Origin of the sequence: Flavobacterium profundi (genome assembly GCF_006491645.1) — a bacterium.
Lineage (GTDB): Bacteria > Bacteroidota > Bacteroidia > Flavobacteriales > Flavobacteriaceae > Flavobacterium > Flavobacterium profundi.
Genome location: NZ_VDCZ01000002.1, coordinates 306,460 through 330,533 on the forward strand (window position 1 = coordinate 306,460; position 24,074 = coordinate 330,533).

Sequence of the window (24,074 nt, forward strand, 5' to 3'; positions counted from 1 at the left end):
ATAAATTTACACTTTTGCTACTAATTAGTCAAAAGCTAGCAACAATTTTGTAAAAACCAAATAATGAAAATTACACCCACATTAATTGTATTGTTTTTTATTTCATTTTTTTCAAACTCTCAATCTATTGATGATCCTCTTTCGCAGGTAAAAATGAAGCAAGATTTTGAAATCTTTAAACAAATATCAAGGAGTGCCAATTCAGGACTTTATAAATATAGAACCAAAGAACAAATAGATAGTATTTATAATTGGGGGAATCTACAAATTGAAAAGCTTACTACTTTCAGAGATTTTTTTAATCTTATTTGCACAATTTCAGACTTTGAAGGAAGTGTACATAATACAATTTCTTTACCAAAAAAGTATTTTGAAAATTTAAAAAACGAAACGTATGGCTACTTTCCCTTTCCCATCAAATGGATAGAAGGAAAATGGCTCGTAAATATAGATGATAAAGAAATACCTGTTGGAGCAGAAATTATTTCAATAAATTCAATTCCAATTTCTGAGATTATACCCAATTTGTATAAATATTATTCTACCGATGGTGTTAATATCACGGGAAAAAGAATTGGTTTAAGAACCAGTTTTTCTAAGTATTATAGACTGCATTATGGTTTATCCAAAACCTTCACCGTAAGCTATCTGAATCCAACTTCAAAACTTTTAGAAACTAAAGTCATTGTAGGAGTTGGAAATAAAAAATATTATGAGAATTTCAATAAAATACATTCCTTACCCCTTGATAAATTCTATTATTATAATTTGAAAGAGAATCAAAAGTATAATTACAAACAGTTGAATTCTACTACTAGTATTCTTACTATTCATACTTTTAGAATGGGAAATGAATCTACCAATGAGCATCAAAAGTACAAACAATTTTTAGACAGTATTTTTGTAACAATAAATACAAATGGAATAAAAAATCTAATTGTTGATGTTCGTAATAATGGAGGCGGAACTGACCCAAATGATTTAATTACTTATTCCTATTTAACAAATAGAACTTTTCAAGAAAATAAAGAAGCTTGGATTCAATTTAAGAAAATTCCATTGATAAAATATTACAACATTGGAATTCCAAAATTTATTAGACCATTCGTAGTTGGTAAGTATAACAAAGAATTTCAAAATGAATTTCCTATAGAAAAAGATGGAAAATTCTATCAAGACGAAAAATCAAATGATCATAAAACTTGGTATCCTAATAAAAATGCTTTTACAGGTACTATTTATTTACTAATAAGTCCGGCAATTGCTTCAGCAGGAAGCCTTTTTGCTGCCATGCTCTCTGGAAATGAAAATACAACAACAGTTGGAGAAGAAACAATGGGAGGCTATTATGGGCACAATGGGCACACACCCTTGGAATACAAATTACCCAAATCGAAAATCATTATGGAATTTTCAGTTGTAAATTTAGAACAAGATGTTCCTAAAAAAGAAAATCATCAATATAATAGTGGTATTATTCCAGATTATGAAGTTACCCAAAATAAGGAAGACTTCTTAAATAATATTGACACACAAATGAATTTTACATTGGAGCTAATAGAAAAAAATTAAAACTATCCCTAAAAAGATACATATACCATTAAAAATTTAAATGACGCTGTCTTGTCTTAATGTATTAGTTGAAAGGTGTAATTTTTATATTTAAATGGAAAAAATAACTTCTGCTAATAGCGATTTCATGTAATTGTATCGTGAGTACTATTCTGAAAAATAATTCATTAATTCAAAATTTGTAGCCTTATCTCCAAATTAGTAATATTTTAATTATTTTTGACAAAAAAATTGACCGCTAATAGTTTCATAATTCGTCTTCTATAATATTCAGTTAAAAAAAATCATGAAGAAAACATTATTATTTGTATTCCTAAACCTCAATTTATTTTTATTTTCCCAAGAATCTAAATTAAGTATTGAGTTAAATTATCCAATCCCAGTAGATAATAATTTTATTGGAAAAAATTATAATGGAATCGTCGATATTGGAGCTAAATATAAAATTATAGATAAAAACATTTTAGATTTTGGAGTTGCTTTCAATACGGGACTTTTAGTATTTAATAATTCGAAAGATAGTTTTACACAGAATTTTAAAGTGTATGCTTATCCAATACAGCCTAAAATTTATTGTGAATTCAATATCAAAAATGTTGAAAAACTTCATCCATATACTTCTCTTGGCTATAGTTTTATTGTCTTTAAAGCAACAGGAACCAATAATGGATATGACATATCTAACTTTAATGATACACAAAGTGGACTAAATCTGAACTTAGGTTTATCCTATGATATTACAAATAGGTTTTTTGTTAATGGTCAATTTGACTTTATAAAACTGCAAAAAGAAAATGGTATTCCAAATTCTACATATAACACAAGTGTTAATTTGATAAAATTTGGTATTGGCTTAAGAATATAAACGTTACATACCCTATTTTACTACTAAGCAATGTGTAGAATAGCAATAAAATTGTTTGCTAGGTTGTTGTATGTGCTTAAATCTCCTATAATTTGATAGCGTTTGTATGCCTTCCTTTTTTTAACTTTTTTAAATCAAGGAATGCTTTTTCAAACTACAACTTACCCTTTATGCGTTAGAATTCCAATAACAACACCAACAATTAGGATTAAAAGAAAGAAACTCGCAATCAACAATACAAAGAATAAGACTCGCAGTAACATGGCTTGGATGCTGAGACCAAATATTTTTCGAAGGGAATAGGTAAAATAAGCCAGCTGAAAGAAAAACATCAACATATTAATCACTACTATTATTTCTGCATTAAAAGCCGAAAATAACAAGACCACTGTGCTAATGATAGCCGCTTCCGAATACAGGTAAATATTGATGATAAAATGTTCGGCCCAATTGTAATCCTTGTATTTCGAGAATAAAACTTTGGTAAAAAACACATATAAAGGAATAAACAGCACCGCAAAAGCATTCGAATATTCTACAATATACGAATTGATTTTTAAAGCCAATTCTTTTTGCATTTCGTTATCATAAGAAGCCGCAGAAGCATCCATCATTTGTCCATAATCGATAAAACCTTTTTGTACCAAATAAAAGTACAAACCCGACAAGGTTAAGGCAAAAGCAAAATAAGAAACCGGATTAAAATAACGCACCCTCTTCCCTTCTAAATAACCCGAAATTACTTCCTGTGGTTGTTTCAATAAGGTGAGGAAGGTTTGGTAGAATTTATTGTCAATATTAAAGAATTTATCCAAAAACTCTTCGAATATGGTTTTAAAAGTAACTCTTTGCACTCCTACTTTTCCTCCACATTCTGGGCAAAACTTTTGATTATTAGTTAACTGGTTCAAGCAATTTTTACACTCCATGGTTTGACCTATTATTTTTCAAATATATATTAAATTTACTTTTGAATAATCATAATTTGTACACTATATTTGTAATTCAATTACTGCAATGGAACAATTTATAGTATCAGCTCGAAAATACCGTCCGCAAACCTTTAAAGATGTTGTGGGACAGAAAGCTATTACCAATACTTTGTTGAATGCCATTGAAACCAATCACTTAGCGCAAGCCTTGTTATTTACAGGTCCGAGAGGTGTTGGTAAAACCACTTGTGCGCGTATTTTGGCACGAAAAATCAATCAGGAAGGTTACGATGATCCGAATGAAGATTTTTCATTTAATGTATTCGAATTGGATGCGGCATCCAATAATGGTGTGGATGACATTCGTAGCATTATCGATCAAGTACGCATCCCACCACAAACTGGAAAATACAAAGTATATATCATTGATGAGGTGCACATGTTGTCTCAGGCTGCTTTTAATGCTTTTTTAAAGACGTTAGAAGAACCGCCTAAACATGCCATTTTTATTTTAGCAACTACTGAAAAACATAAAATTATCCCAACGATTTTATCGCGTTGTCAAATTTTTGATTTCAAACGTATTACGGTTAATGATGCCAAAGAACATTTAGCAGAAATTGCCAAAGAACAAGGTGTAACTTTTGAAGATGATGCTTTGCACATTATTGCGCAAAAAGCTGATGGTGCGATGCGTGATGCTTTATCCATTTTTGACCGAGTGGTTTCGTATTGTGGCACCAATTTAACGCGTCAGGCAGTAACCGAAAATTTAAACGTACTTGATTTTGAATATTATATTAAAATCACCGATTTAATTTTAGAAAATAAAATTCCGGAATTGCTTTTAGCCTATAATGATATTTTATCGAAAGGATTTGACGGACATCATTTTGTTGCCGGTTTGGCATCTCATTTTAGAGATTTATTAGTGTGTAAAAACCCTGTTACTCTTGCACTTTTAGAAGCTGGAGAACAAGCACAAACCTTATATGCTGCTCAATCCCAAAAAGCGTCACAATCTTTTTTATTACAAGGAATTGAATTGGCAAACGACACCGACTTAAAGTATAAAACGAGTCAGAATCAACGTTTGCTTGTAGAACTCTGCTTAATGCAATTGGCCTCTATCACTATTGATGGAGAAAAAAAAAAGCTAAGTCCTTTATAATTCCAGCTACATATTTTAGAAACGGAGGTTATTCGATAACGGAAGTTAAAACTCAAAAGCCTGAAATTGAAAGTCCGAAGGCTGAAATTAAAAGTCCAAAGTCGAAAGTTGAAAGTCAAGTTACTGAAAACAGACCACAGCCAACAGAAAACAAACCACAGCTAACGGAGAACAACCCCCAAACGGATACGAGTCCGAAAATATCGGCTTTATCTTTATCGAGCATTCGTGCAAAAAAAGAACTAGAAGCCAAACAAGCTTTACATCAAAAGCATCATGAAGAATTACCCACAGAAGCTTTTACTGAAACCGATATGCTCTTGTTGTGGAATAAGTTTGCCCAACGCTTAACCGATCAAGGAAAACGTTTAATGGCAACCTACATGCAAATGAATGATCCAGTACTTAATGGTACAACGATTACCTTAGAATTACCCAACCAAAGTACGAAAGAAGAATTTTTAAGTGGTTATCATGATCTTTTAGGCTATTTAAGAGGCAAACTACACAATCACGACATTACAATTGAAGTTAAGGTAAACGAAGTTTCTGAGACCAAATATGCATTTACACCGCAAGAAAAATTTGAAAAACTAAAAACCATCAATCCAAATATTGAATTGTTGAAGAAATTGTTTGATTTGGATGTTTAAAATTGGAATTAAATATTATCTTTAATTCGTTAATTAATGAATTTTTCTAAAAGAAATATTACTTACATACTTTTATTTATTACTATCGTAATTTACATTAGTATCTTAACTATAAAATCTTATTTATTTCAATTTTCTTATGTATTAATTTCGTACGTGATTATTATTGTGCTTTATGAAATTACAAAAAGGAAAAAAATCAATTTAGAAATCAATTCTCAAATTTTAAATTATTCTTTGATTAGTCTTACAATACAGCTCATTTCAATTGAATTTGGTATCCATTTCTATTCGGTTTTTATCTTTTTATTATTGCTATTACTCTATTTAATATTAATATTAAAAAGCATAGATTGTCTATTCATTCAAAATTGGAAAAGATACCATTGGAAAAGTCGTATCATAAACATCTTGGTTGTATTTCATGTTTTTCCCATATTAATTTTATATTTATTTTTTTTAATTAACTATATTACAAGACCTAAAAATGTAGAATCCATTTCTCCTAATGAGCTACATTATATAGATACTCAAACTGGTAAAGAAATATCTATAGATAGTCTTGCTCAAAGAACCGTTGATAGCATAATTAAAAGTAAAAAAAAGGATGAATGAAATTAATTGTACTCGATTTGGATGAAACGTTAATACATGCCACAAAAAAGAAGATTCATGAAGAATATTCCTTTCAAGTTTTCAACTATTTTGTATACAAACGACCTTTTTTAGACGGGTTTCTTTCGGAATTAAAAAATCATTTTAAAGTTGCGGTTTGGTCTTCTGCCTCTGATGATTATGTGGCAGAGATTGTTGCTAAAATTTTTCCTAAAAATTACCCTTTAGAGTTTGTTTGGGGACGATCTAAATGTACCTTACAAATAGATTCACAAAGTATAGATGATTATGGTTATTTTGATTATTTTAATCATATGAATTATGTCAAAATACTCAAAAAAGTGGCTAAAAAAAAATTTGCAAGACTAGAAGACATTCTAATAGTTGATGATACACCTAGAAAATGCAAATACAATTATGGAAATGCCATTTATCCAACGGAGTTCTTAGGAGAGTCTAATGACAGTGAATTACTTTTATTATTAGACTATCTTATTTCTATAAAAGAAGTAGAAAATGTAAGAACTCTAGAAAAAAGAAACTGGAAAAATTTTTAAGTTATGGACGGACAAATAGTAGCAATTTTGATTGTATTTTCATTTTTTTCATTCATTTTCTTATTGATAGTTCGTTATTTATTGCTCCCTCTTTTTATGAGACCTATTCTATTGCAAAGTGAAATACTGACTTTTTTAAATAATAAACAATTAATCTATCGAGAACATCATGCTATAGGTCAGAAACAGACAGTGACCCCCGAACTATCATTTTATCAAAAGATTACATCAATTAGTTCCTATTTTATTATTATTGGTTATTCCAAAGAAAATGATACATTTCAAGTATTCTACGCTATTGTTACAAAAAATATAGCTATTCCTTTTTCTTTTCCAAAAAATAAAAAGAGAAGCATCCATTTTATCGAAGAAACTAATTTAAACGTTTTAAATACTTGGATAGTCAATCAAAAAGAAATTATCGAAATAAATAATTTTTGTCCTGCATGCGGAAATAAAACGAATCCACAAAATCAGAAATGCACTTCCTGTGGATTAGCTTATATTTAAATGTATTTTGGCTTAATTTTTGCGATATTTCACAAAACCAAAACCATGAAAAATTATACTTCACTCTTATTATTATTCTTATTTTCTTTTATTTCCAATGCACAAAACGACAACTATATGGGAATTTATGAAAAGAAAATTAAAACCGTAAAAAATGAGGTTCTAGAATACGAACTACAAATTCTATCGGATAGCACCTTTACCTTTCATTTTTTTAGAAATTTAGGACAGTCAATCAGTAAAGATGAAAATGTGTATGGTAAAGGCACTTGGAAAGTCATCAAAAACGTGATTCATTTTTATACCAATGCTAGTGATTTAGATGAAAAATATACCTTAAATTTCACGAACACTTCTGGAAGATTTGATGGTAAAAACAAAAATCAATTTCGATTCTATCACTCAGAAATACCTTGGATTGAAAAATTGACTTTAGACAACAACAAATACGTATTCTCTAAATAAATTGATATTCTATTAATTTTCTATTTTCTTAAACAAGAATTAAAATTTTGATATAATCCACCAATTGCTTCCATCACTTTGCAAGGTTAAGGTTTCTTTATTGGTTTGTACCAATTGACTCGCATTTCCATCTATTGTACCTCCTAGAGAAGTAATTTGAAGTCCTCCAGTAGTAGGTTGTATGTTTGAAACAATTAATTTAATCACATAAATTCTTCCAGGACAAGAAGAAGCCGTTGGAAGTCGCACCGTGGAAATATCGGTTCCTGTAGTAGAATTATACTCTGCAATAAGGCTATGATGATTACTTGTTAAATCAAATTGCGTACTAACGGGTATCGATTGGTATAAGATTGCTGTTGCGAGAGACCCATTAATATCCATTGCACTAGAGGGTGCCTTTTCTTTGATTCCAATATTTCCTGTTGAAACGGTTGTACCTGTTCCATCCATATCGATACCATAAATAATATTGCCTATATTGAGTTGGTTACTTCCACTTAAATTAACGGGATCAATTGTAAGTCCTCCTATAGTAATGTTATTATTTCCTCCTGATTGACCGTTAGCAGCTAATCTTCCAATTGCAATATTAAAATCGCCGCTAGTTAAACTTTCAATTGCACCAGAACCTATGCCTACATTAGAAGAACCCGAAATATTGTATTTCATTGCAAAGGCACCCACTACAGTATTATTATTGCCATTGACATTTTTTTGCAATACATCATTTCCTATTGCAGTATTTTCAGAACCACCTAAGGTAGATTGTAAAGTGGTATTTCCTACACCAACATTATGTGTCCCGGTAGTTGTAGATTCCATACTTTTATAACCTATGGCCACATTTTTTCCTCCTGTATCAGAAGTTGCTAAAGCATCAATTCCTATTGCAACATTATATTTCCCGTTAGCAGCAAAAGGACTCGGATCAGGAATAAACAGTGTTCCAGCATTTTCTCCTAAAGCAACATTGTACAGTTGGTCAGAAGCTCCGTCTGCAAGATTCTCAATTTTGCCGGCTCCATTTAAAGGCGTCCATGAAGTTCCATCCCAATAATAAAACCCAACTCCTACAGTAGCATTGGTATTATAAACCAATAAACTTGTGGCTGGTGAAGGAATGGTAACCGTATCTGTTGTAGAAGACAAACTTATTCTAGGAATTAGCAAGCCTGAATTAGAACTTTCTATCTCAAGAATAGATGATGGATCGGGTGATGTTGTACCAATTCCTATTTGGGAAACTAGTCTTTGATTAGAAAAAATGAGCAAAGTTAATAGCATCGTTTTTAATAATCTACGCTTCATGTTAGTATAATTAATTTGTTTAGAGTAAAGATACTAAAAACTTATTTTAAATCACATCAAAACTAAAGCCTTCTCTTTATTAAATGCGTCCGTAATACATGGCTTTCACAATACCATCAGAGAGTCCAATTTTAGGTACAAAAATTTGTCGGGCACCACTCCATTTCATTGCACTCAAATAAATGCGGGTTGCTGGAATAATAACATCTGCACGATCGGGATTTAAACCTAACTCGGAAATTCGCTGTTCGTACGTTAAACTATTTAATTTTTGATATTGCGAATTGATATACAAATACGAAAGTGGTTTTTCCTGATGTTTTTCCGATAATTTGAACAATTTATTGATGTTTCCACCAGAACCAATCATGGTAATTTCCTCGTAAGGAGCGGTTACTGTTTTAATCCATTTTTCAATTTCGTTCCAAACAATATCGTTCACCATATTATTTAATAAACGTACGGTTCCATTTTTAAAGGAGCGAGAGGCCACAATTTTGCCTCCAGAGAAAATCGAAAATTCGGTACTTCCACCACCTACATCTACATATAAGAAAGTTTTATCAGAGTTGATAAACTGTTTTAAATCGGAAGAAGCAATAATGGATGCCTCTTTTTTTCCATCGATGATTTCAATTTTAATATCTGCTTTTTTCTTGATGAGTGCTAAGATTTCATCATTATTAATCGCTTCTCGCATGGCAGAAGTAGCACATGCTTTGTATTTTTCCACTTTATGCACCTTCATGAGCAATTTGAAGGCTTTCATTGCATCTACCATTCGTTCGATATTCTCATCCGAAATCTCTCCCACGGTAAAAGCTTCTTGCCCAAGACGAATAGGAACACGTACTAATGAGCTTTTGTTAAATTGAGCTGGTTTTCCTTCTTCTTCAACGATATTGGTTACTAATAGACGCATGGCATTCGACCCAATATCTATAGCTGCATATTTTTTTAATTTAATCATTTAGTTCTTATTTTGAAGAAAGTAGATATTTACAATTCTTCAATTTTGGTTACTTTATTTTTTTCAGTAGCAGCCTCCATTTTTTCTTTGTAATAATTATACATTTCTAATTGGGCTCTAAATGGTTTTTCACCGTCTACTTTTCGGTATTCATTTTTTAAGTTTTCAGAATGAATACGCGCTTTTACATTTGCTTTCCAACCAATTTCAAAGGTTTCAATTAATTCCTTTTTAATATCTTCATCGTAAATAGGACAAGTTACTTCTACACGAGCATCAATATTACGAGTCATGAAATCAGCAGAAGAAATATAAATTTCTGGATCTCCATTGTTCCCAAAAATATACACACGTGAATGTTCCAAATAATTATCTACTATACTAATGGCTTCAATATTTTCACTCATGCCTTTCACACCAGGAATCAAACAACATATCCCTCTAATTATCATTTGAATTTTAACACCTGCATTACTCGCTTCATACAGTTTATCAATCATTTTAAAATCGGAAACGCTATTCATTTTCAGCTTAATATAAGCTTCTTTTCCAGAAAGTGCATTCATAATTTCTCGATCAATTAACTTAATAAATTTAGATCGGGTATAATGTGGAGATACGAATAGATGTTTGTAGCGGTGTACTTTATAATTAATTTCGAAGAAATCAAAAACTTTAGCTACATCTTTTAAAATAGGTGTATTCGAAGTAAATAAGGTTACATCGGTATATACTTTAGCCGAATTTTCGTTGAAATTACCCGTTGAAATAAAGCCATATCTTTTAATCTTAGCCTCTTCGATTCTTTCGATGTAACAAATTTTACTATGTACTTTTAAGCCTTTAATACCAAAAATAAGGTGTATACCCTCCGTTTGCATTTGTTCGGCATACGAAATATTACTTGCTTCGTCAAATCGCGCTTGTAATTCAATTTGAACAATTACTTTTTTACCGTTTTTAGCGGCATTAATCAAAGAACTAATAATTTGTGAGTTTTTAGCCAAACGATATAAGGTAATTTTAATAGAAACTACTTTTGGATCCAAAGCAGCTTCCCTTAAAAACTTAATGATGTAAGAGAACGATTGGTAGGGAGCATTTAACAGATAATCTTTATGTCGGATTTTTTCTAGAATACTACCTTCCAAGTTTAATCCAGGGATTGATAAGGGTGGATTTTTTTTGTATAGCAAATCGTAACGACCAAGATTTGGAAAGTTCATATAATCTCTTCGGTTATGATATCTTCCACCTGGAATAATACTATCGGATCTATCGATATGCATGCGTTCCAATAAAAAAGCCAAAGTATCTTTTCCGATGGCCTGATCGTAAACAAAACGAACCGGTTCACCCACTCTTCTTTCTTTTACACTATCTGAAACTTTTTCGATAAAACTCTTACTCAAATCACTATCAAATTCTAACTGCGCATCTCTAGTAATCTTAATCATGTGAGCCGAAATACTTTCGTAATTGAAAATATTAAAAATATAATTCAAGTTTAAACGGATTACATCATCTAATAGAATGATAAATTGTTTCTCGGTATTAGAAGGTAAAACTACAATTCGGTTAATGGTACTTGGAATTTCAACTACAGCATAGCGTATTTCCTTTTCTTCATTTTTATCTTCATGTTCTGGCTTCATCACCAACTTGATTGCTAAATAACCTGAAGTATCTTTCAATAAAGGAAATTTAGCCAAATCATTTAACATGATAGTCACAATAGCAGGACTTACTGTTTGAATAAAATAATCGCGAATAAACAGTTCTTGTTCTTTGGAAATTTGTTTTTCGTTCAGAATAAAAATATTCTCTTTTTCAAGCTTTTGTTCAATTTCACTTAAGATACGTAAACTTTCTGATTGGTGTTCAATTACAATTTCTGTAATTTCTTTTAGTAATTGTTCGGCAGAAACACCTCCTAAAATTTTTTCACTATCAACGTTTTCAAAACGCATTCTACGTATAGCCGCATAACGCACTCTAAAAAATTCATCTAAATTATTTGAAAAAATTCCTAAAAATCGCAAACGATCTAAAAGCGGTACCGATTCATCAGCAGCTTCTTGTAAAACTCGAGCGTTAAATGTTAGCCAACTTTTTTCTCTATCAATGTATTTGTTTTGCTGTATGTTGCTCATTTTTGTAATGACTTGGGAAAACGGTTTTTATAGTTTCTCCTTTTTTAAGATGGCTCCAATCATCAATTTCAAATTGCATCGATACAAAACCCGATGTTGGAACATTATCTATGAAAAGGCTTCCAAATTTATTAACAAAATTTGTAATAGCTTCATTATGTCCAAAAAGAATTAAGTTATCATATCGATTTTCACATTTTTTTATGATTTCTTCCAATCTTTTTTCATCAAAAGTATACAGCTCATCTTTGATGATAATTGTTTCAAATGGAATCGTTAAATTTTGAGAATAAATCATAGCCGATTCTCGGGCTCTCTTAGCACTACTCGACCATACAATAAATGATTTTGGTAGACTCGTTTCAATATTTGAAGATATTAAGAGCGCATCATGAATTCCTCTTTTAGACAAAGGTCTTTCGATATCGTTAACTGGTAAATCCCAGCTTGATTTAGAGTGACGAATAAGGATTAAATTTTTCATAATCATTTATTTAGTCATATAAAGTAAGTGTTTTTTTTTTACATAAACTAACATTTTGTTCAAAAATTAACTAGAAAAATCAATTCTAAAAAAAAGGTCTTGTTATGATTAATTTTGTCCAAAAAAAACACAAATTAAGCGCCTTTTTACTACTATATATCTAATGTAAAGCATTTTATAAAAATTAAATCTTATTTTTATACAACTTTATTAGTAACGAATAAAGAGGTTATTACGCCTATGCCAAAAATTGTACTTTTCATCTTTACACTGTTTCCTTTTTTATTTGCTTATTCCCAACAGGATTCGCAATACACCCAATACATGTATAATACACTACAAATTAATCCTGCATATGCTGGAAGTAGAGATATTATGAGTGTGTTTTTGTTGCATCGCAATCAGTGGTTGGGTTTGAATGGTGCTCCTGTAACCAGCAATTTTTCGATTCACACACCTTTAGGAGTTAGTAATTTTGGAGGAGGTTTATCTTTTACAAGAGATGAAATTGGTCCAACTGTAACCAACCTGATTAGTGCGAATCTTGCCTATTTTGTGCCACTTACTGATACCTATAAATTAGCTATAGGTTTAAATGCTTCAGCAAGTATATTTAATTTAGATGTAGGTAAACTTATGCTTTATCATCAAGAGGATCCTGAATTTCAAAATATAAAGACTAAATTTTCTCCCAATTTAGGTGTTGGTCTTTATTTATTTTCAGAAAATACGTATGCAGGTATATCTGTTCCTAATTTTTGGGAAAGCTATCGATATGATGATAATTCAGTATCCATTTTTAAACAAAAAATGCATTTTTACTTTTTAGCAGGTAAAGTGTTTCGTTTACATGAAAATTTAGATTTTAAACCAGCTGTATTAACAAAAATAGTGGAAGGAGCTCCTTTGCAAGTAGATCTTACTGCTAATTTTTTAATTCAAGATAAACTAACTTTAGGAGTAGCTTATCGATGGGAAGCAGCCTTTAGTGGATTGGTTGGTTTTCAAATTTCCAAATCATGGTTTATAGGTTATGGATATGACTCCGAAACTACCCAACTTCGTAACTACAATTCAGGTTCGCATGAAATCTTTTTACGTTATGAATTTAATACGACATCCCGAATTACATCTCCTCGATTTTTTTAATAGTAAACCAATATGAAAAAAATATTTCTTCTTCTCACTTCCTTTTTTTGCCTCTACACCGTGGCACAAAGAAGTGCTATAGCTATTGCAGATAAGAAATATGAAAAATATGCCTATATTGATGCTATAAAAATCTATGAAAAAGTAGTCGAAAAAGGGTATAAGTCACCAGATTTAATTAAAAAAATTGGCAATGCTTACTATTTTAATGGGAATCTACAAAAAGCAGCTCTTTGGTACAAAACCCTATTTGATGAACCACAAAGCCAAATAGAACCTGAATACTATTATCGATATGCGCAAACTTTAAAAAGAGTTGAAAATTATAAAGAAGCTTCCTATTATTTACAACTATATAATGAAAAAATTGGAACAAATGTCACCGATTCCCTATTTAATTTTAATAGTATTGCAACGCATAAAAATTCCTTCATTGTTGAAAGCACCAATTTAAATACACCTTATTACGATTTTGGTCCTACTTATTATAAAGAGGATATTGTATTTGCCTCTTCTCGATCCGATTTAGTTTTGGTAAAAAAAACGCATCAATGGACCAAACAAAATTTCACCGATTTATATAAAGCTTCCAAACAAAATGATACACTTTTTTCACAACCCATAAATTTTGCATCCCCTATAAATAGTCCATTCAATGAGTCAACAGCTGTGTTTACCAAAGATGGAAAAACCATGTATTTCACTAGAAATAATTATTTGGAAGGTAAAAAAGGAAGAGATAAAGGCAAGAATAATGAAAATACAACGTTACTCAAAATTTATAAAGCAAGTCTTAGTAATGGAATTTGGACCAATATAAAAGAACTTCCATTTAATAGTGATCATTTCAACACTGCACATCCTGCTTTAAGCGTTGATGAAAAAACACTTTATTTTGCATCGGATCGACCTGGAACTTTAGGAGGAGCTGATATTTTTAAAGTAGCAATAAAAGATAACAATCAGTATGGAAAAGTAGAGCATTTAGGAAACATAATTAATACGGTTGGAAGAGAATCTTTCCCTTATATAGCACCAAATGGAAATCTTTATTTTGCTTCAGACGGTCATCTTGGTTATGGCGGTTTGGATATTTTTGAATCGAACTATGAAAATAGTGCTTTTCAAAAACCGATTAATATGGGAAAACCAATAAATAGTGTTTCAGATGATTTTGGATTTATTACAAAAGATTTAAAAACAGGTTATTTCACTTCAAATAGAACAGCAGGTTTAGGTTATGATGATATTTACGAATTCAGGCCTTGTCAAGTTACTTTTAATCTACAAATAACGGATTCAAAAACGCAAGAAACGATTTTAAACCCTAAGATTACATTGCTAGATGAAGAGGGAAATCTAATTCATACTGAAGTTACTTACAAAGAAGGTTTTTATTGGATAGAAATGGAATGCCAAAAAAAATATTTTTTACGCACAGAACATCCCGAATATGAAACGGTTGAACAACCTATTGAACCATTAAACACATCTATTTCAAAGGAAATTCAATTGCAGCGAACCATTTTTCCTTTTGAAATTGGTACCGATTTAGCCAAAGTTTTTGATATTAGTATTATTTATTTTGATTTGGATAAATCCAATATTAGACCTGATGCTGCGAGAGATATTCAGAAAGTGATTGAAGTAATGAAAGAATATCCTAAAATGCATGTGGCTATCCGTTCCCATACCGATAGTAGACAAACTCATAAATACAATGAAGGACTTTCAGACCGTAGAGCTAAATCTACATTTGCCTTTATGGTTGCAAATGGAATTGAAGCAGAACGATTAACTGCACAAGGCTTTGGGGAAGTAGAACTAGTAAACGAATGTGCTGATGGCGTGTATTGTAGTGAAGAAGATCATCAAAAAAATCGTAGAAGTGAATTTATTGTTACTAAAGTGGAGTAATTCATTTTACTTCGGAAAAGACAAAGAAAAAAGGCATTACGTTGGCGGTAGTAATGCCTTTTTAACAAACAAATAAACAAACATGAAAAATTTATATATTATAAATACTTTTTTCTTATTTTAAAAATTTATACGATTCAGGGCAAAAAGGTATAAATCGATTTTTTAATCTTGTAAATATCTCTTCTTACATATTTACAAGACAAAGATATAACAAAATCGCTTAACTGCAAATAAAATCGATGAAGTACACTAAATTTTAACATATTTAACGCAATTTAGTATTTATGGGGATAATCTATCAATCTTCCAGTAGTATTTTTCTGACAATTTATATCGTATTCTATCGTGTAAACGATTGGGCCTTCCTTGCCAAAATTCTACTTCGACTGGTCGAACTAAAAAACCACCCCAAAATTCCGGACGAGGCACTTCTTTATTTTCAAATTCTTGCTCTAAACTTTTCAACTTATTTTCCAGATAAGTCTTATCGGGAATAATCTCACTTTGATGAGAGACTAAAGCTCCTAATTGACTACCTACAGGTCTTGACGCAAAGTAATTATCAGAATTCTGAGAAGTTGTTTTCTCAGCAATTCCTTTTATAATAACCTGGCGTTCCATAGAATGCCAGAAAAAAGACAAACAAACATTCGGATTTGTGAGTATGGCCTTTCCCTTTTCTGATTCATAGTTGGTATAAAAAATAAAACCTTCTTCATTGAACTTTTTCAACAAAACTACTCTACTTTTAGGAAAACCATCTAAGCCTAACGTAGCAACTGTCATGGCGTTCACTTCATCTACTCCACCAAAATCTTCTACTTCATGAAACCATCTATTAAAAAGATTAATAGGATCTTCTGGTAGGTTTGTTTCTAAAAGTTCGCTTTTTTCGTAAGATTTTCTATAGTTACTTAAATCTGACATGATTATAAAATTAGACTACAAAGGTAGTAATAAGCTAAGAATTGAATGCGTTAACAAGTACTAAAAAAGTGATAATTTAGCCCTGATGGCAGTGAAAATCCTTTTTTTAGATGTCTAATTTAAAATTTGTTCGGACAAAAGTAGGTCTAACAATCTAAAAAAAGATTGCAACGAACAGCAGGAATTGCGTAGCCAAGAAAGCACTCAATTAGCGCTACTAAAAATTATTTCTTTTTCTTGGTAAAAAAGTTAAACAAGAATCTAATAATTTTGGTAAAATACGTTTCAGAGTTCGATTTCTTTTCCATCATCTCCTAAAATTACGTTATTAAAAATAGTTTGAGCCTCTTCTTTGAATAATTCTATATTTCCATATCTAGTGGAATAATGTCCCATAATTAAGGTTTTAACTCTAGCTTTTTGAGCTATAGTTGCGGCTTGTTTTGCCGTTGTATGCATTGTTTTTTCAGCTAAATGTGCTTCACTTTCTAAAAAAGTAGATTCATGATACAAAGCATCTACTTCATTTATAATGGGAAGAATATCTTCGTTGTAAACGGTATCACTACAAAAGGCATACCTTTTTTCTGGATCTGGGTCGAAAGTTAACTCTTTATTTGGGATAATCGTATCATCTTCTAAAGTGATAGCACCACCAAATTTAATCTTTTGATAATAACACGTATCAATTTTATACTTTTCTACGGCTTCAATATTCAGTTTACGTTGTTTATTTTTTTCTTGAAATAAATAACCATTGGTGTAAATTCGGTGTTTCAATGGAATGGTTTTAACCACCACTTTTTCATCTTCAAAAATAATTTCACTTTCGGTTCCTTCTAATTCGTGAAAAAAAAGTTGGTAACCTGTGTACGAACCTGAAGCTCTTAATTGCATTAAAATTAATTCTTTAATTCCTTTCGGTCCATATACATGCAAGTCATTTTCTCTGTTAAGAAGCATAAAAGTAGAAATTAAACCTACTAAACCGTAAAAATGATCCCCATGTAAGTGAGAAATAAAAATATGATTGATTCTAGAGAACTTAATTTTATGTTTTCGTAATTGTACTTGTGTTCCTTCTCCACAATCAATTAAAAACATTTGATTTTTTATTTCTAATACTTGTGCAGTGGGATTAGTAATCGTTCGGGGCGTGGCTGCATAACAACCTAATATGGTTAGTTTCAAATTGACAATTTAAGTTGGAGCATTATCTTTCTTACTATTTTTTAAGGACATAAACATGCTCACAATTAATAGTACATTAGCAATAATAGCTAAGTATTTAATTTCTCCTTCCGAAATAGAAAGATAAATATTGATTGCAAGTAGAACTAAAGCGGCAATAGCTACTCTTATTCTTACTCTATTGATTCCTGTATTTTTTTTATAAAAATCCATTTTTTTAAAAGCCTAAATCACGTTCAATTTCTTCCATTTCTATAATATCATGTGCTTCCAATAGAGAAGGAACGACAGTTATATCATCAGGCAATTCATTAAATTCAACTACATCACTAACAATTACAAAAGATTTTTTGGCTTTTTGATGTTGTTTAGCCAATTTTTTAAAGTTAATAATATCGGAGATAGTAACTTTTTTATCTTGAGTAACATCTAAGATAAGATTTTGATCTTTGTAAGAAGCATATTGATTGGAAACATTATCAATAAAAGCTAATATATCACCTTTTGTTTCTTTCAATATGGTCGTATGTCCTTTTTTATCTACTTTCATGATATAAATTATATCGTTTAATGACTTTATTTAAATTTGTAACTAAAATACTTGTTTTTTTTAAAAATGGCAAAAAACAAATGCTTTATTGTTTGATTTTACTTGCCAATAAATAAATGACAGCCATTCGTATAGCTACACCGTTTTCTACCTGATTTAAAATAACAGATTGTTGAGAATCTGCCACATCAGACGTTACTTCTACTCCTCTATTAATCGGGCCAGGATGCATAATTACAATTTCTTTATCTAAAGAATCTAAAAACTCTTTGGTAACACCATATTGCTGTGCATATTCTCTAGTAGAAGGGAAATAATTAACATCTAAACGTTCGTTTTGAACGCGAAGCATATTGGCTACATCTGCCCACTCTAAAGCTTTACGAAGATTCGGTTCTACTTTTACACCTAAAGTTTCAATATATTTTGGGAGCAAGGTTTTTGGTCCACATACTTTGACTTCTGCACCTTGCAATTGTAAAGCAAAAATATTTGATAAGGCAACTCTAGAGTGGAGAATGTCCCCCACAATTACAATTTTTTTGCCCGCAACATCACCCAGTCTTTCTCTAATAGTATAACTATCTAATAATGCTTGTGTAGGATGTTCATGTGCACCATCACCAGCATTTACAATACTTGCATTTACATTTTGTGATAAAAAATGAGCTGCACCTGGGCTGCTATGACGCATGACCACCATGTCAACTTTCATAGATAAGATGTTATTAACCGTATCGATGAGTGTTTCTCCTTTTTTAACAGAGGATTGTGCTGCTGAGAAGCTTATTACATCAGCCGAAAGTCTCTTTTGAGCGAGTTCAAAAGACAACTTGGTACGTGTACTATTTTCAAAGAAAATATTAGCAATAGTAATATCTCTTAAGGAAGGCACTTTTTTAATAGGACGATTAATGACTTCTTTAAAGTGATCTGCAGTTTCAAAAATTAAATCAATATCATTTTTATTAATGTGCTTAATTCCAATTAAATGATTTACTGATAATTCTTTCATTTAGGTTGTTGTGTTGTCGTTGTTGTTATTTTTTTTGTTCTAATAATACTAAATCTTCACCATCATTTTCTTTCCATTTTACTACCACTTTTTCATTATTTATGGCATCCACTTGTCTTCCTCTATAATCAGGTTGAATGGGTAAATGACGACTAAATCTTCTATCTATTAAGGTTAGTAATTCTATTTCTGAAGGTCTTCCAAAAGATTGAATAGCAGTTAGCGCAGCGCGAATACTTCTACCTGTATATAAAACATCGTCTATGAAAACTACTTTTTTGTCTTCTACGATACAATTAATTTCGGTTTTATTGGCTTCTAATGGTTTTTCTCCTCTTCTAAAATCGTCTCTAAAAAAAGTAATGTCTAAAAATCCTAACTGTACATTTTTAATACCGTATTCTTCTTTTAAAACGGTTGCTAATCGCTGGGCTAAAAATTTACCTCTTGGTTGAATTCCTATTAGAATGGTATTGGAAAAATCAAGATGATTTTCTATAAGTTGGCAAGCCAAACGATGTAATATGATATTGACCTCTTTAGCAGTTAGCAATATTTTTTGACTCATTGTGTTGTATTGTTTGGTGGGTAAATTTACAATAAAAATCTCAATTTTAATTTGGTAAAAAAAAGTTTTAAAAATGTAAATAAATTCGTATCTTTATAAGGCAATGTAACTCAGTAAATTATGTATCGAATTATTTATCTAAGTTCTGCTACAACCAAATTTACAAACGAAGAAATTCTAACCTTATTAAATGCTTCTAGAAAAAACAATGAAGCAAATGAAATTACGGGTTTACTTCTCTATTCAGATGGTAATTTTCTTCAGATTATTGAAGGCAAACAAAAAAAAATTAAAGCGTTGTATGCCAAAATAAATATGGATCAGAGACATCGTAATATTATTAAAGTCTTTGAAGGAAAAGTTTCACATCGCATTTATCCCAAATGGCATATGGGTTTTAACTCTATAGATAAAGAGTTTGAAAATCAAACTATTGGAACTGACAGCTATCAATCGATAAGTAGCGAAGATGATTTAATTGCTTCAACTTTTATAGCCACTTTTTTAAAATCCAATAAAGAAAAAATGAATATTAAATAAAAAAATCCCGATTGCAATCGGGATTTATCTTTTAAGCATACATAGCTTTTCTTTGTTCTTTAATTTTTGGATCTTCTAAATATTCATCGAAAGTCATATAGCGATCAATCACTCCTTTTGGTGTAATTTCTAAAACTCTATTGGCAACAGTTTGAGCAAACTCATGATCGTGAGTTGTAAATAAAACAGACCCTTTAAAGTTCTTTAAGGAATTATTAAAAGCTGTAATAGACTCTAAGTCTAAGTGATTGGTTGGTTCATCTATCATTAAAACATTGGCACGAAGCATCATCATTCGAGATAACATACAACGTACTTTTTCACCTCCAGATAAAACATTACATTTTTTTAAGGCTTCTTCACCTGAAAAAATCATTTTTCCAAGGAAACCGCGAACATAAACTTCATCTCTTTCTTCTTCTGTTTTTGCCCATTGGCGTAACCAGTCTACTAAATTTAAATCGGATTTAAAGAAATCGTGATTTTCAGCAGGTAAATAAGATTGAGTAGTTGTAATTCCCCAATCAAAAGTACCCGAATCTGGTTTTTGATTTCCATTTAATATTTCATAAAAAGCTGTTGTAGCACGAGAATCTTTTGAAAATACAACCACTTTATCTCCTTTGGCCATGTTCAAATCTACATTGCTAAACAATACTTCTCCATCAATGGAAGCACTTAAGTTTTGCACATTTAAAATTTGGTCACCTGCTTCACGCTCGGTTTCAAAAATAATCGCTGGATATCTTCTACTTGAAGGTTTAATTTCGTCTAGATTTAATTTTTCAATCATTTTCTTACGTGACGTAGCTTGTTTTGATTTTGCTACGTTTGCACTAAAACGACGTATAAACTCTTCTAATTCTGCTTTTTTCTCTTCCGCTTTTTTGTTTTGTTGCGCTTTTTGCTTTGCTGCTAGTTGACTCGACTCATACCAAAACGTATAGTTACCCGAATAATGGTTAATTTTTCCAAAATCGATATCCGAAACATGTGTACAAACAGCATCTAAAAAGTGACGGTCGTGTGAAACAACCAATACAGTGTTTTCATAATTAGCCAAGAAATTTTCTAACCAACCAATGGTTTCGAAATCTAAATCATTGGTAGGCTCATCCATAATCAATACATCTGGATTTCCAAAAAGAGCTTGTGCTAATAACACACGAACTTTTAACTTTCCTTCTAATTCGCTCATTAGTGTGTAATGATAATCTGAAGAAATTCCTAAATTGGATAACATGGCACCTGCATCTGAATCGGCATTCCATCCATTCATTTCATCAAATTGCAACTGCAACTCTCCTATTCTATCTGCATTTTCATCGGTATAATCCAAATACAAAGCATCCATTTCACTTTTAATAGCGTGTAATACTTTATTTCCCATTAAAACTGTTTCTAAAACCGTATATTCATCAAACATATTGTGATTTTGGTTTAAAACCGACATACGTTTTCCTGGTTCTAGTATAACTCTTCCAGATGTAGGGTCAATCTCGCCTGATAAAATTTTCAAAAAAGTAGATTTCCCAGCACCGTTAGCACCAATGATTCCATAGCAATTTCCTTGAGTAAAGGTTACATTTACTTCATCAAATAAAATACGTTTACCAAATTGAACTGATAAATTAGAAACTGTTAACATTATTATTGTTTTTATAAAATTGTTGCAAAAGTAGAAAAAATTATGCAGTTTTGGAATCCTAATGAAGCTATAAGTTATATTAAGCTTATTTTAACGCATCATTAACAAGACCTTTAACATGTAAAATTTATTTTTGTTCTCTAATAATTAGTAAATTAATAAATGATTCAAAACAATATTAAATACTTTTTACCCCTATCTATCCTTGCATTAACCACATTATTTTCTTGTAAAAAAGCTTTTCAACCTGACAATTATGTGGCTTATTTTGGTGGAGAAATTATTAATCCTCAAGACAATTACGTTGTATTCATGAAGGATGAAACGGTTATTGATACTATCTTTTTAGATAAAAGTAATCGTTTTTTACATAAATTTGATTCCTTAGCGCCTGGACTTTACACCTTTAAACATGCTCCCGAATTTCAATACATTTATTTTGATAAAAATGATAGTTTAATGATTCGTTTGAATTCATTAGATTTTGATAATTCTTTATCATTTTGTGGAAGAGGTGATGAAAAAAATAACTTTTTAATCGATTTATATTTAAAAAATGAACAAGATCGCTCTAATTTATATGACATTTTAGACAAAGATTTAGAAACCTATACAAATGCTATCGATTCGAGTTATAAAAACAGGAGAACCTATTATCAAAAGAGAAAATCTCAGATTAATTGGAACGATAATTTTGATGCAATAGCTCAAGCTGGAGTAGATTTACATTATTTTTATAAAAAAGAATTATATCCCTATGTTCATGAATACAAAACCGGAGAAAATATTTGTCCCAAATTACCCAAAGATTATTATTCCTATCGAAAATCACTAAATCTTAATAATCCTGATTTAGGTAGCTTTTCACCATTTATAAAATATGTTTCGGCTTTACTAAATAATGTAACTTATGAGAAAGGAAAATGTAAACTGGAAACCAAATCGCTAGAAAAAAATATTGCAAAATTAAATATTGCGGATACGTTACTAAAAGATCAAAATGTTAAAAACATAGTTCTCAATAATATTGCGTACATGTATCTTTTAGAAGACCAGAATATGTACAACAATAAAAAATTTATTGATCGCTATATTGAACTTTCTTCAGATGAAGAAAAACATAGAGAAGTAACTCAAATTTATAATGCAGTACAAAATTTAAAAGTGGGCAATCAACTGCCAAAAATTGATTTAATTGACAAAAATTCTAAGGCTGTTTCAATCAATGATTTCCTTAAAAATCAAGAAACTGTAGTCTTCTTTTGGACTACTCATGCAGAATCTCATATTAAATCGGTACATGAAAAGGTAAATTTTTTAAAAGAAAAACATCCAAACATTAATTTTATAGCAATCAATATTAATGATTCCAAGGAAAATTGGTTGGAAACTTTTAAAAAATATAATTTTAAAGATGTAGTCGAATTAAAAGCAACCAATTTTGATGAAATTAAAGAGAATTGGGTGATTACCAAAGTACATCGCACTATTATTTTAAATCCTGATGGAACCATTAAAAATGCATTTGCTAATTTATTTGATGCGCATTTCGAAAAGAACTTATAATTATTAATTCTTCATAAAATAAAAAGAGCGGTTTTAATTGAAAACCGCTCTTTTTTGTTTTATATAATCTGAATTCTATTTATTTCCTTTTTCAAAATCTGCAATAAATTGAGCCAAACCAATATCCGTTAAAGGATGTTTCAATAATCCTAAAATGGAAGACAAAGGACCTGTCATTACATCAGCTCCAATTTTAGCACAATTTACAACGTGCATGGTATGACGCACTGATGCTGCCAAGATTTGTGTATCAAAACCGTAATTATCATAAATTTGACGAATTTCATCTATTAAATTTAAACCGTCTGTAGAAACATCATCCAAACGTCCTAAAAAAGGAGAACAATAGGTAGCTCCTGCTTTTGCAGCCAATAAAGCCTGACCTGCAGAAAAAATTAGAGTAACATTGGTTTTAATTCCTTTGTCAGAGAAATATTTACACGCTTTAATACCTTCTTTCGTCATAGGTAATTTCACAACGATTTGCTCATGTAAATCAGCTAATTCTTCTCCTTCTTTAATCATTCCATCATAATCCACTGCATTCACTTCTGCACTCACATCACCATCCACAATATTACAGATGTCTACATAATGCTTTAGAATATTGTTTTTTCCAGTTATACCTTCTTTTGCCATTAAAGAAGGATTAGTCGTTACACCATCCAATACTCCTAATGCTTGTGCTTCTTTAATTTGATCTAAATTAGCTGTGTCAATAAAAAATTTCATACTTTTTTGT

24 protein-coding genes are annotated in these 24,074 nt (G+C 30.7%); 11 read left to right on the top strand and 13 right to left on the bottom strand.

Annotated features, from left to right (window positions below):
- The first annotated feature begins 63 nt into the window (after positions 1-63).
- Entirely contained in the window at positions 64-1,572 is a 1,509-nt protein-coding gene (locus FHG05_RS04230) for a S41 family peptidase (protein WP_140996765.1), read from the top strand.
- A 286-nt stretch (positions 1,573-1,858) separates the two neighbouring features.
- Complete coding sequence (locus FHG05_RS04235) at positions 1,859-2,437, top strand: outer membrane beta-barrel protein (RefSeq protein WP_140996766.1); 579 nt, start codon at positions 1,859-1,861, stop codon at positions 2,435-2,437.
- Positions 2,438-2,598: 161 nt separating this feature from the next.
- On the opposite strand, the gene FHG05_RS04240 is transcribed toward FHG05_RS04235, so the two are convergent.
- Positions 2,599-3,366 carry a DUF3667 domain-containing protein gene (locus tag FHG05_RS04240; protein WP_140996767.1) on the bottom strand — a complete coding sequence of 256 codons (768 nt, stop codon included), beginning with the start codon at positions 3,364-3,366 and terminating at the stop codon, positions 2,599-2,601.
- Between the two features lie 88 nt (positions 3,367-3,454).
- Between FHG05_RS04240 and dnaX the strand changes: the two genes are divergently transcribed.
- From dnaX to FHG05_RS04265, 5 genes are all read left to right on the top strand, one after another.
- Complete coding sequence (gene dnaX, locus FHG05_RS04245) at positions 3,455-4,540, top strand: DNA polymerase III subunit gamma/tau (protein ID WP_140996768.1); 1,086 nt, start codon at positions 3,455-3,457, stop codon at positions 4,538-4,540.
- A gap of 320 nt (positions 4,541-4,860) precedes the next feature.
- Positions 4,861-5,193 (top strand): DNA polymerase III, encoded by a 333-nt coding sequence (locus FHG05_RS04250; protein WP_232338049.1) that lies wholly within the window; start codon positions 4,861-4,863, stop codon positions 5,191-5,193.
- A 611-nt stretch (positions 5,194-5,804) separates the two neighbouring features.
- Positions 5,805-6,365: an HAD family hydrolase gene (locus FHG05_RS04255; RefSeq protein WP_140996770.1), complete on the top strand. Its 561-nt coding sequence runs from the start codon at positions 5,805-5,807 to the stop codon at positions 6,363-6,365.
- A 3-nt stretch (positions 6,366-6,368) separates the two neighbouring features.
- Positions 6,369-6,875: a hypothetical protein gene (locus FHG05_RS04260; RefSeq protein WP_140996771.1), complete on the top strand. Its 507-nt coding sequence runs from the start codon at positions 6,369-6,371 to the stop codon at positions 6,873-6,875.
- A 45-nt stretch (positions 6,876-6,920) separates the two neighbouring features.
- The gene (locus tag FHG05_RS04265) at positions 6,921-7,340 is read left to right on the top strand and encodes a hypothetical protein (RefSeq protein ID WP_140996772.1); all 420 of its coding nucleotides are present in this window, start codon (positions 6,921-6,923) and stop codon (positions 7,338-7,340) included.
- A gap of 39 nt (positions 7,341-7,379) precedes the next feature.
- Here the strand turns inward: FHG05_RS04265 and FHG05_RS04270 are convergent, their stop codons facing one another.
- From FHG05_RS04270 to FHG05_RS04285, 4 genes are all read right to left on the bottom strand, one after another.
- Positions 7,380-8,651, bottom strand: a complete 1,272-nt coding sequence (locus FHG05_RS04270; RefSeq protein WP_140996773.1) for a hypothetical protein — start codon at positions 8,649-8,651, stop codon at positions 7,380-7,382.
- Between the two features lie 79 nt (positions 8,652-8,730).
- Entirely contained in the window at positions 8,731-9,621 is an 891-nt protein-coding gene (locus FHG05_RS04275; RefSeq protein WP_140996774.1) for a Ppx/GppA phosphatase family protein, read from the bottom strand.
- Positions 9,622-9,650: 29 nt separating this feature from the next.
- The gene (gene ppk1 / locus FHG05_RS04280) at positions 9,651-11,774 is read right to left on the bottom strand and encodes a polyphosphate kinase 1 (RefSeq protein ID WP_140996775.1); all 2,124 of its coding nucleotides are present in this window, start codon (positions 11,772-11,774) and stop codon (positions 9,651-9,653) included.
- On the bottom strand, positions 11,743-12,258 hold the full coding sequence (locus FHG05_RS04285) for a SixA phosphatase family protein (protein WP_140996776.1): 516 nt from the start codon (positions 12,256-12,258) through the stop codon (positions 11,743-11,745). Before FHG05_RS04285 ends, ppk1 begins: the two co-directional genes overlap by 32 nt.
- Before the next feature lie 240 nt (positions 12,259-12,498).
- On the opposite strand from FHG05_RS04285, the gene FHG05_RS04290 reads away from it, so the two are divergent.
- Both FHG05_RS04290 and FHG05_RS04295 read left to right on the top strand, forming a co-directional pair.
- Entirely contained in the window at positions 12,499-13,407 is a 909-nt protein-coding gene (locus FHG05_RS04290; RefSeq protein ID WP_140996777.1) for a PorP/SprF family type IX secretion system membrane protein, read from the top strand.
- Positions 13,408-13,419: 12 nt separating this feature from the next.
- Complete coding sequence (locus FHG05_RS04295) at positions 13,420-15,324, top strand: OmpA family protein (RefSeq protein WP_140996778.1); 1,905 nt, start codon at positions 13,420-13,422, stop codon at positions 15,322-15,324.
- 285 nt (positions 15,325-15,609) lie between these two features.
- Here FHG05_RS04295 and pdxH read toward each other — a convergent pair whose 3' ends face one another.
- The 6 genes from pdxH to pyrR all read right to left on the bottom strand — a co-directional run bounded on the left by pdxH (position 15,610) and on the right by pyrR (position 19,578).
- Positions 15,610-16,254: a pyridoxamine 5'-phosphate oxidase gene (gene pdxH / locus FHG05_RS04300; RefSeq protein ID WP_140996779.1), complete on the bottom strand. Its 645-nt coding sequence runs from the start codon at positions 16,252-16,254 to the stop codon at positions 15,610-15,612.
- A gap of 285 nt (positions 16,255-16,539) precedes the next feature.
- A complete protein-coding gene (locus tag FHG05_RS04305) occupies positions 16,540-17,445 on the bottom strand; it encodes a ribonuclease Z (protein ID WP_140996780.1) in 906 nt (301 codons plus the stop codon).
- A 9-nt stretch (positions 17,446-17,454) separates the two neighbouring features.
- A complete protein-coding gene (locus FHG05_RS04310) occupies positions 17,455-17,658 on the bottom strand; it encodes a hypothetical protein (protein ID WP_140996781.1) in 204 nt (67 codons plus the stop codon).
- Positions 17,659-17,662: 4 nt separating this feature from the next.
- Positions 17,663-17,995, bottom strand: coding sequence for a ribonuclease Z (locus FHG05_RS04315; RefSeq protein ID WP_140996782.1), 333 nt, complete (start codon positions 17,993-17,995; stop codon positions 17,663-17,665).
- An 85-nt stretch (positions 17,996-18,080) separates the two neighbouring features.
- Complete coding sequence (locus FHG05_RS04320) at positions 18,081-19,010, bottom strand: aspartate carbamoyltransferase catalytic subunit (protein ID WP_140996783.1); 930 nt, start codon at positions 19,008-19,010, stop codon at positions 18,081-18,083.
- A 25-nt stretch (positions 19,011-19,035) separates the two neighbouring features.
- Positions 19,036-19,578 carry a bifunctional pyr operon transcriptional regulator/uracil phosphoribosyltransferase PyrR gene (gene pyrR / locus FHG05_RS04325; protein ID WP_140996784.1) on the bottom strand — a complete coding sequence of 181 codons (543 nt, stop codon included), beginning with the start codon at positions 19,576-19,578 and terminating at the stop codon, positions 19,036-19,038.
- Positions 19,579-19,698: 120 nt separating this feature from the next.
- Here pyrR and FHG05_RS04330 point away from each other — a divergent pair, with 120 nt between their 5' ends.
- Entirely contained in the window at positions 19,699-20,118 is a 420-nt protein-coding gene (locus tag FHG05_RS04330) for a BLUF domain-containing protein (protein WP_140996785.1), read from the top strand.
- Between the two features lie 31 nt (positions 20,119-20,149).
- On the opposite strand, the gene FHG05_RS04335 is transcribed toward FHG05_RS04330, so the two are convergent.
- A complete protein-coding gene (locus tag FHG05_RS04335) occupies positions 20,150-21,766 on the bottom strand; it encodes an ABC-F family ATP-binding cassette domain-containing protein (protein ID WP_140996786.1) in 1,617 nt (538 codons plus the stop codon).
- A gap of 162 nt (positions 21,767-21,928) precedes the next feature.
- Between FHG05_RS04335 and FHG05_RS04340 the strand changes: the two genes are divergently transcribed.
- Positions 21,929-23,332, top strand: coding sequence for a TlpA family protein disulfide reductase (locus FHG05_RS04340; RefSeq protein ID WP_140996787.1), 1,404 nt, complete (start codon positions 21,929-21,931; stop codon positions 23,330-23,332).
- Positions 23,333-23,407: 75 nt separating this feature from the next.
- Here FHG05_RS04340 and fsa read toward each other — a convergent pair whose 3' ends face one another.
- The gene (gene fsa, locus FHG05_RS04345; RefSeq protein ID WP_140996788.1) at positions 23,408-24,064 is read right to left on the bottom strand and encodes a fructose-6-phosphate aldolase; all 657 of its coding nucleotides are present in this window, start codon (positions 24,062-24,064) and stop codon (positions 23,408-23,410) included.
- Positions 24,065-24,074 lie beyond the last annotated feature (10 nt).

Bases quoted from the DNA above. Each gene is read 5' to 3' on its own strand.
- FHG05_RS04230 (WP_140996765.1), top strand. From the start codon at position 64: ATGAAAATTACACCCACATTAATTGTATTGTTTTTTATTTCATTTTTT.
- FHG05_RS04235 (WP_140996766.1), top strand. From the start codon at position 1,859: ATGAAGAAAACATTATTATTTGTATTCCTAAACCTCAATTTATTTTTA.
- FHG05_RS04240 (WP_140996767.1), bottom strand. From the start codon at position 3,366: ATGGAGTGTAAAAATTGCTTGAACCAGTTAACTAATAATCAAAAGTTT.
- dnaX (WP_140996768.1), top strand. From the start codon at position 3,455: ATGGAACAATTTATAGTATCAGCTCGAAAATACCGTCCGCAAACCTTT.
- FHG05_RS04255 (WP_140996770.1), top strand. From the start codon at position 5,805: ATGAAATTAATTGTACTCGATTTGGATGAAACGTTAATACATGCCACA.
- FHG05_RS04260 (WP_140996771.1), top strand. From the start codon at position 6,369: ATGGACGGACAAATAGTAGCAATTTTGATTGTATTTTCATTTTTTTCA.
- FHG05_RS04265 (WP_140996772.1), top strand. From the start codon at position 6,921: ATGAAAAATTATACTTCACTCTTATTATTATTCTTATTTTCTTTTATT.
- FHG05_RS04270 (WP_140996773.1), bottom strand. From the start codon at position 8,651: ATGAAGCGTAGATTATTAAAAACGATGCTATTAACTTTGCTCATTTTT.
- FHG05_RS04275 (WP_140996774.1), bottom strand. From the start codon at position 9,621: ATGATTAAATTAAAAAAATATGCAGCTATAGATATTGGGTCGAATGCC.
- ppk1 (WP_140996775.1), bottom strand. From the start codon at position 11,774: ATGAGCAACATACAGCAAAACAAATACATTGATAGAGAAAAAAGTTGG.
- FHG05_RS04285 (WP_140996776.1), bottom strand. From the start codon at position 12,258: ATGAAAAATTTAATCCTTATTCGTCACTCTAAATCAAGCTGGGATTTA.
- FHG05_RS04290 (WP_140996777.1), top strand. From the start codon at position 12,499: ATGCCAAAAATTGTACTTTTCATCTTTACACTGTTTCCTTTTTTATTT.
- FHG05_RS04295 (WP_140996778.1), top strand. From the start codon at position 13,420: ATGAAAAAAATATTTCTTCTTCTCACTTCCTTTTTTTGCCTCTACACC.
- pdxH (WP_140996779.1), bottom strand. From the start codon at position 16,254: ATGTCAGATTTAAGTAACTATAGAAAATCTTACGAAAAAAGCGAACTT.
- FHG05_RS04310 (WP_140996781.1), bottom strand. From the start codon at position 17,658: ATGGATTTTTATAAAAAAAATACAGGAATCAATAGAGTAAGAATAAGA.
- FHG05_RS04315 (WP_140996782.1), bottom strand. From the start codon at position 17,995: ATGAAAGTAGATAAAAAAGGACATACGACCATATTGAAAGAAACAAAA.
- FHG05_RS04320 (WP_140996783.1), bottom strand. From the start codon at position 19,010: ATGAAAGAATTATCAGTAAATCATTTAATTGGAATTAAGCACATTAAT.
- pyrR (WP_140996784.1), bottom strand. From the start codon at position 19,578: ATGAGTCAAAAAATATTGCTAACTGCTAAAGAGGTCAATATCATATTA.
- FHG05_RS04330 (WP_140996785.1), top strand. From the start codon at position 19,699: ATGTATCGAATTATTTATCTAAGTTCTGCTACAACCAAATTTACAAAC.
- FHG05_RS04335 (WP_140996786.1), bottom strand. From the start codon at position 21,766: ATGTTAACAGTTTCTAATTTATCAGTTCAATTTGGTAAACGTATTTTA.
- FHG05_RS04340 (WP_140996787.1), top strand. From the start codon at position 21,929: ATGATTCAAAACAATATTAAATACTTTTTACCCCTATCTATCCTTGCA.
- fsa (WP_140996788.1), bottom strand. From the start codon at position 24,064: ATGAAATTTTTTATTGACACAGCTAATTTAGATCAAATTAAAGAAGCA.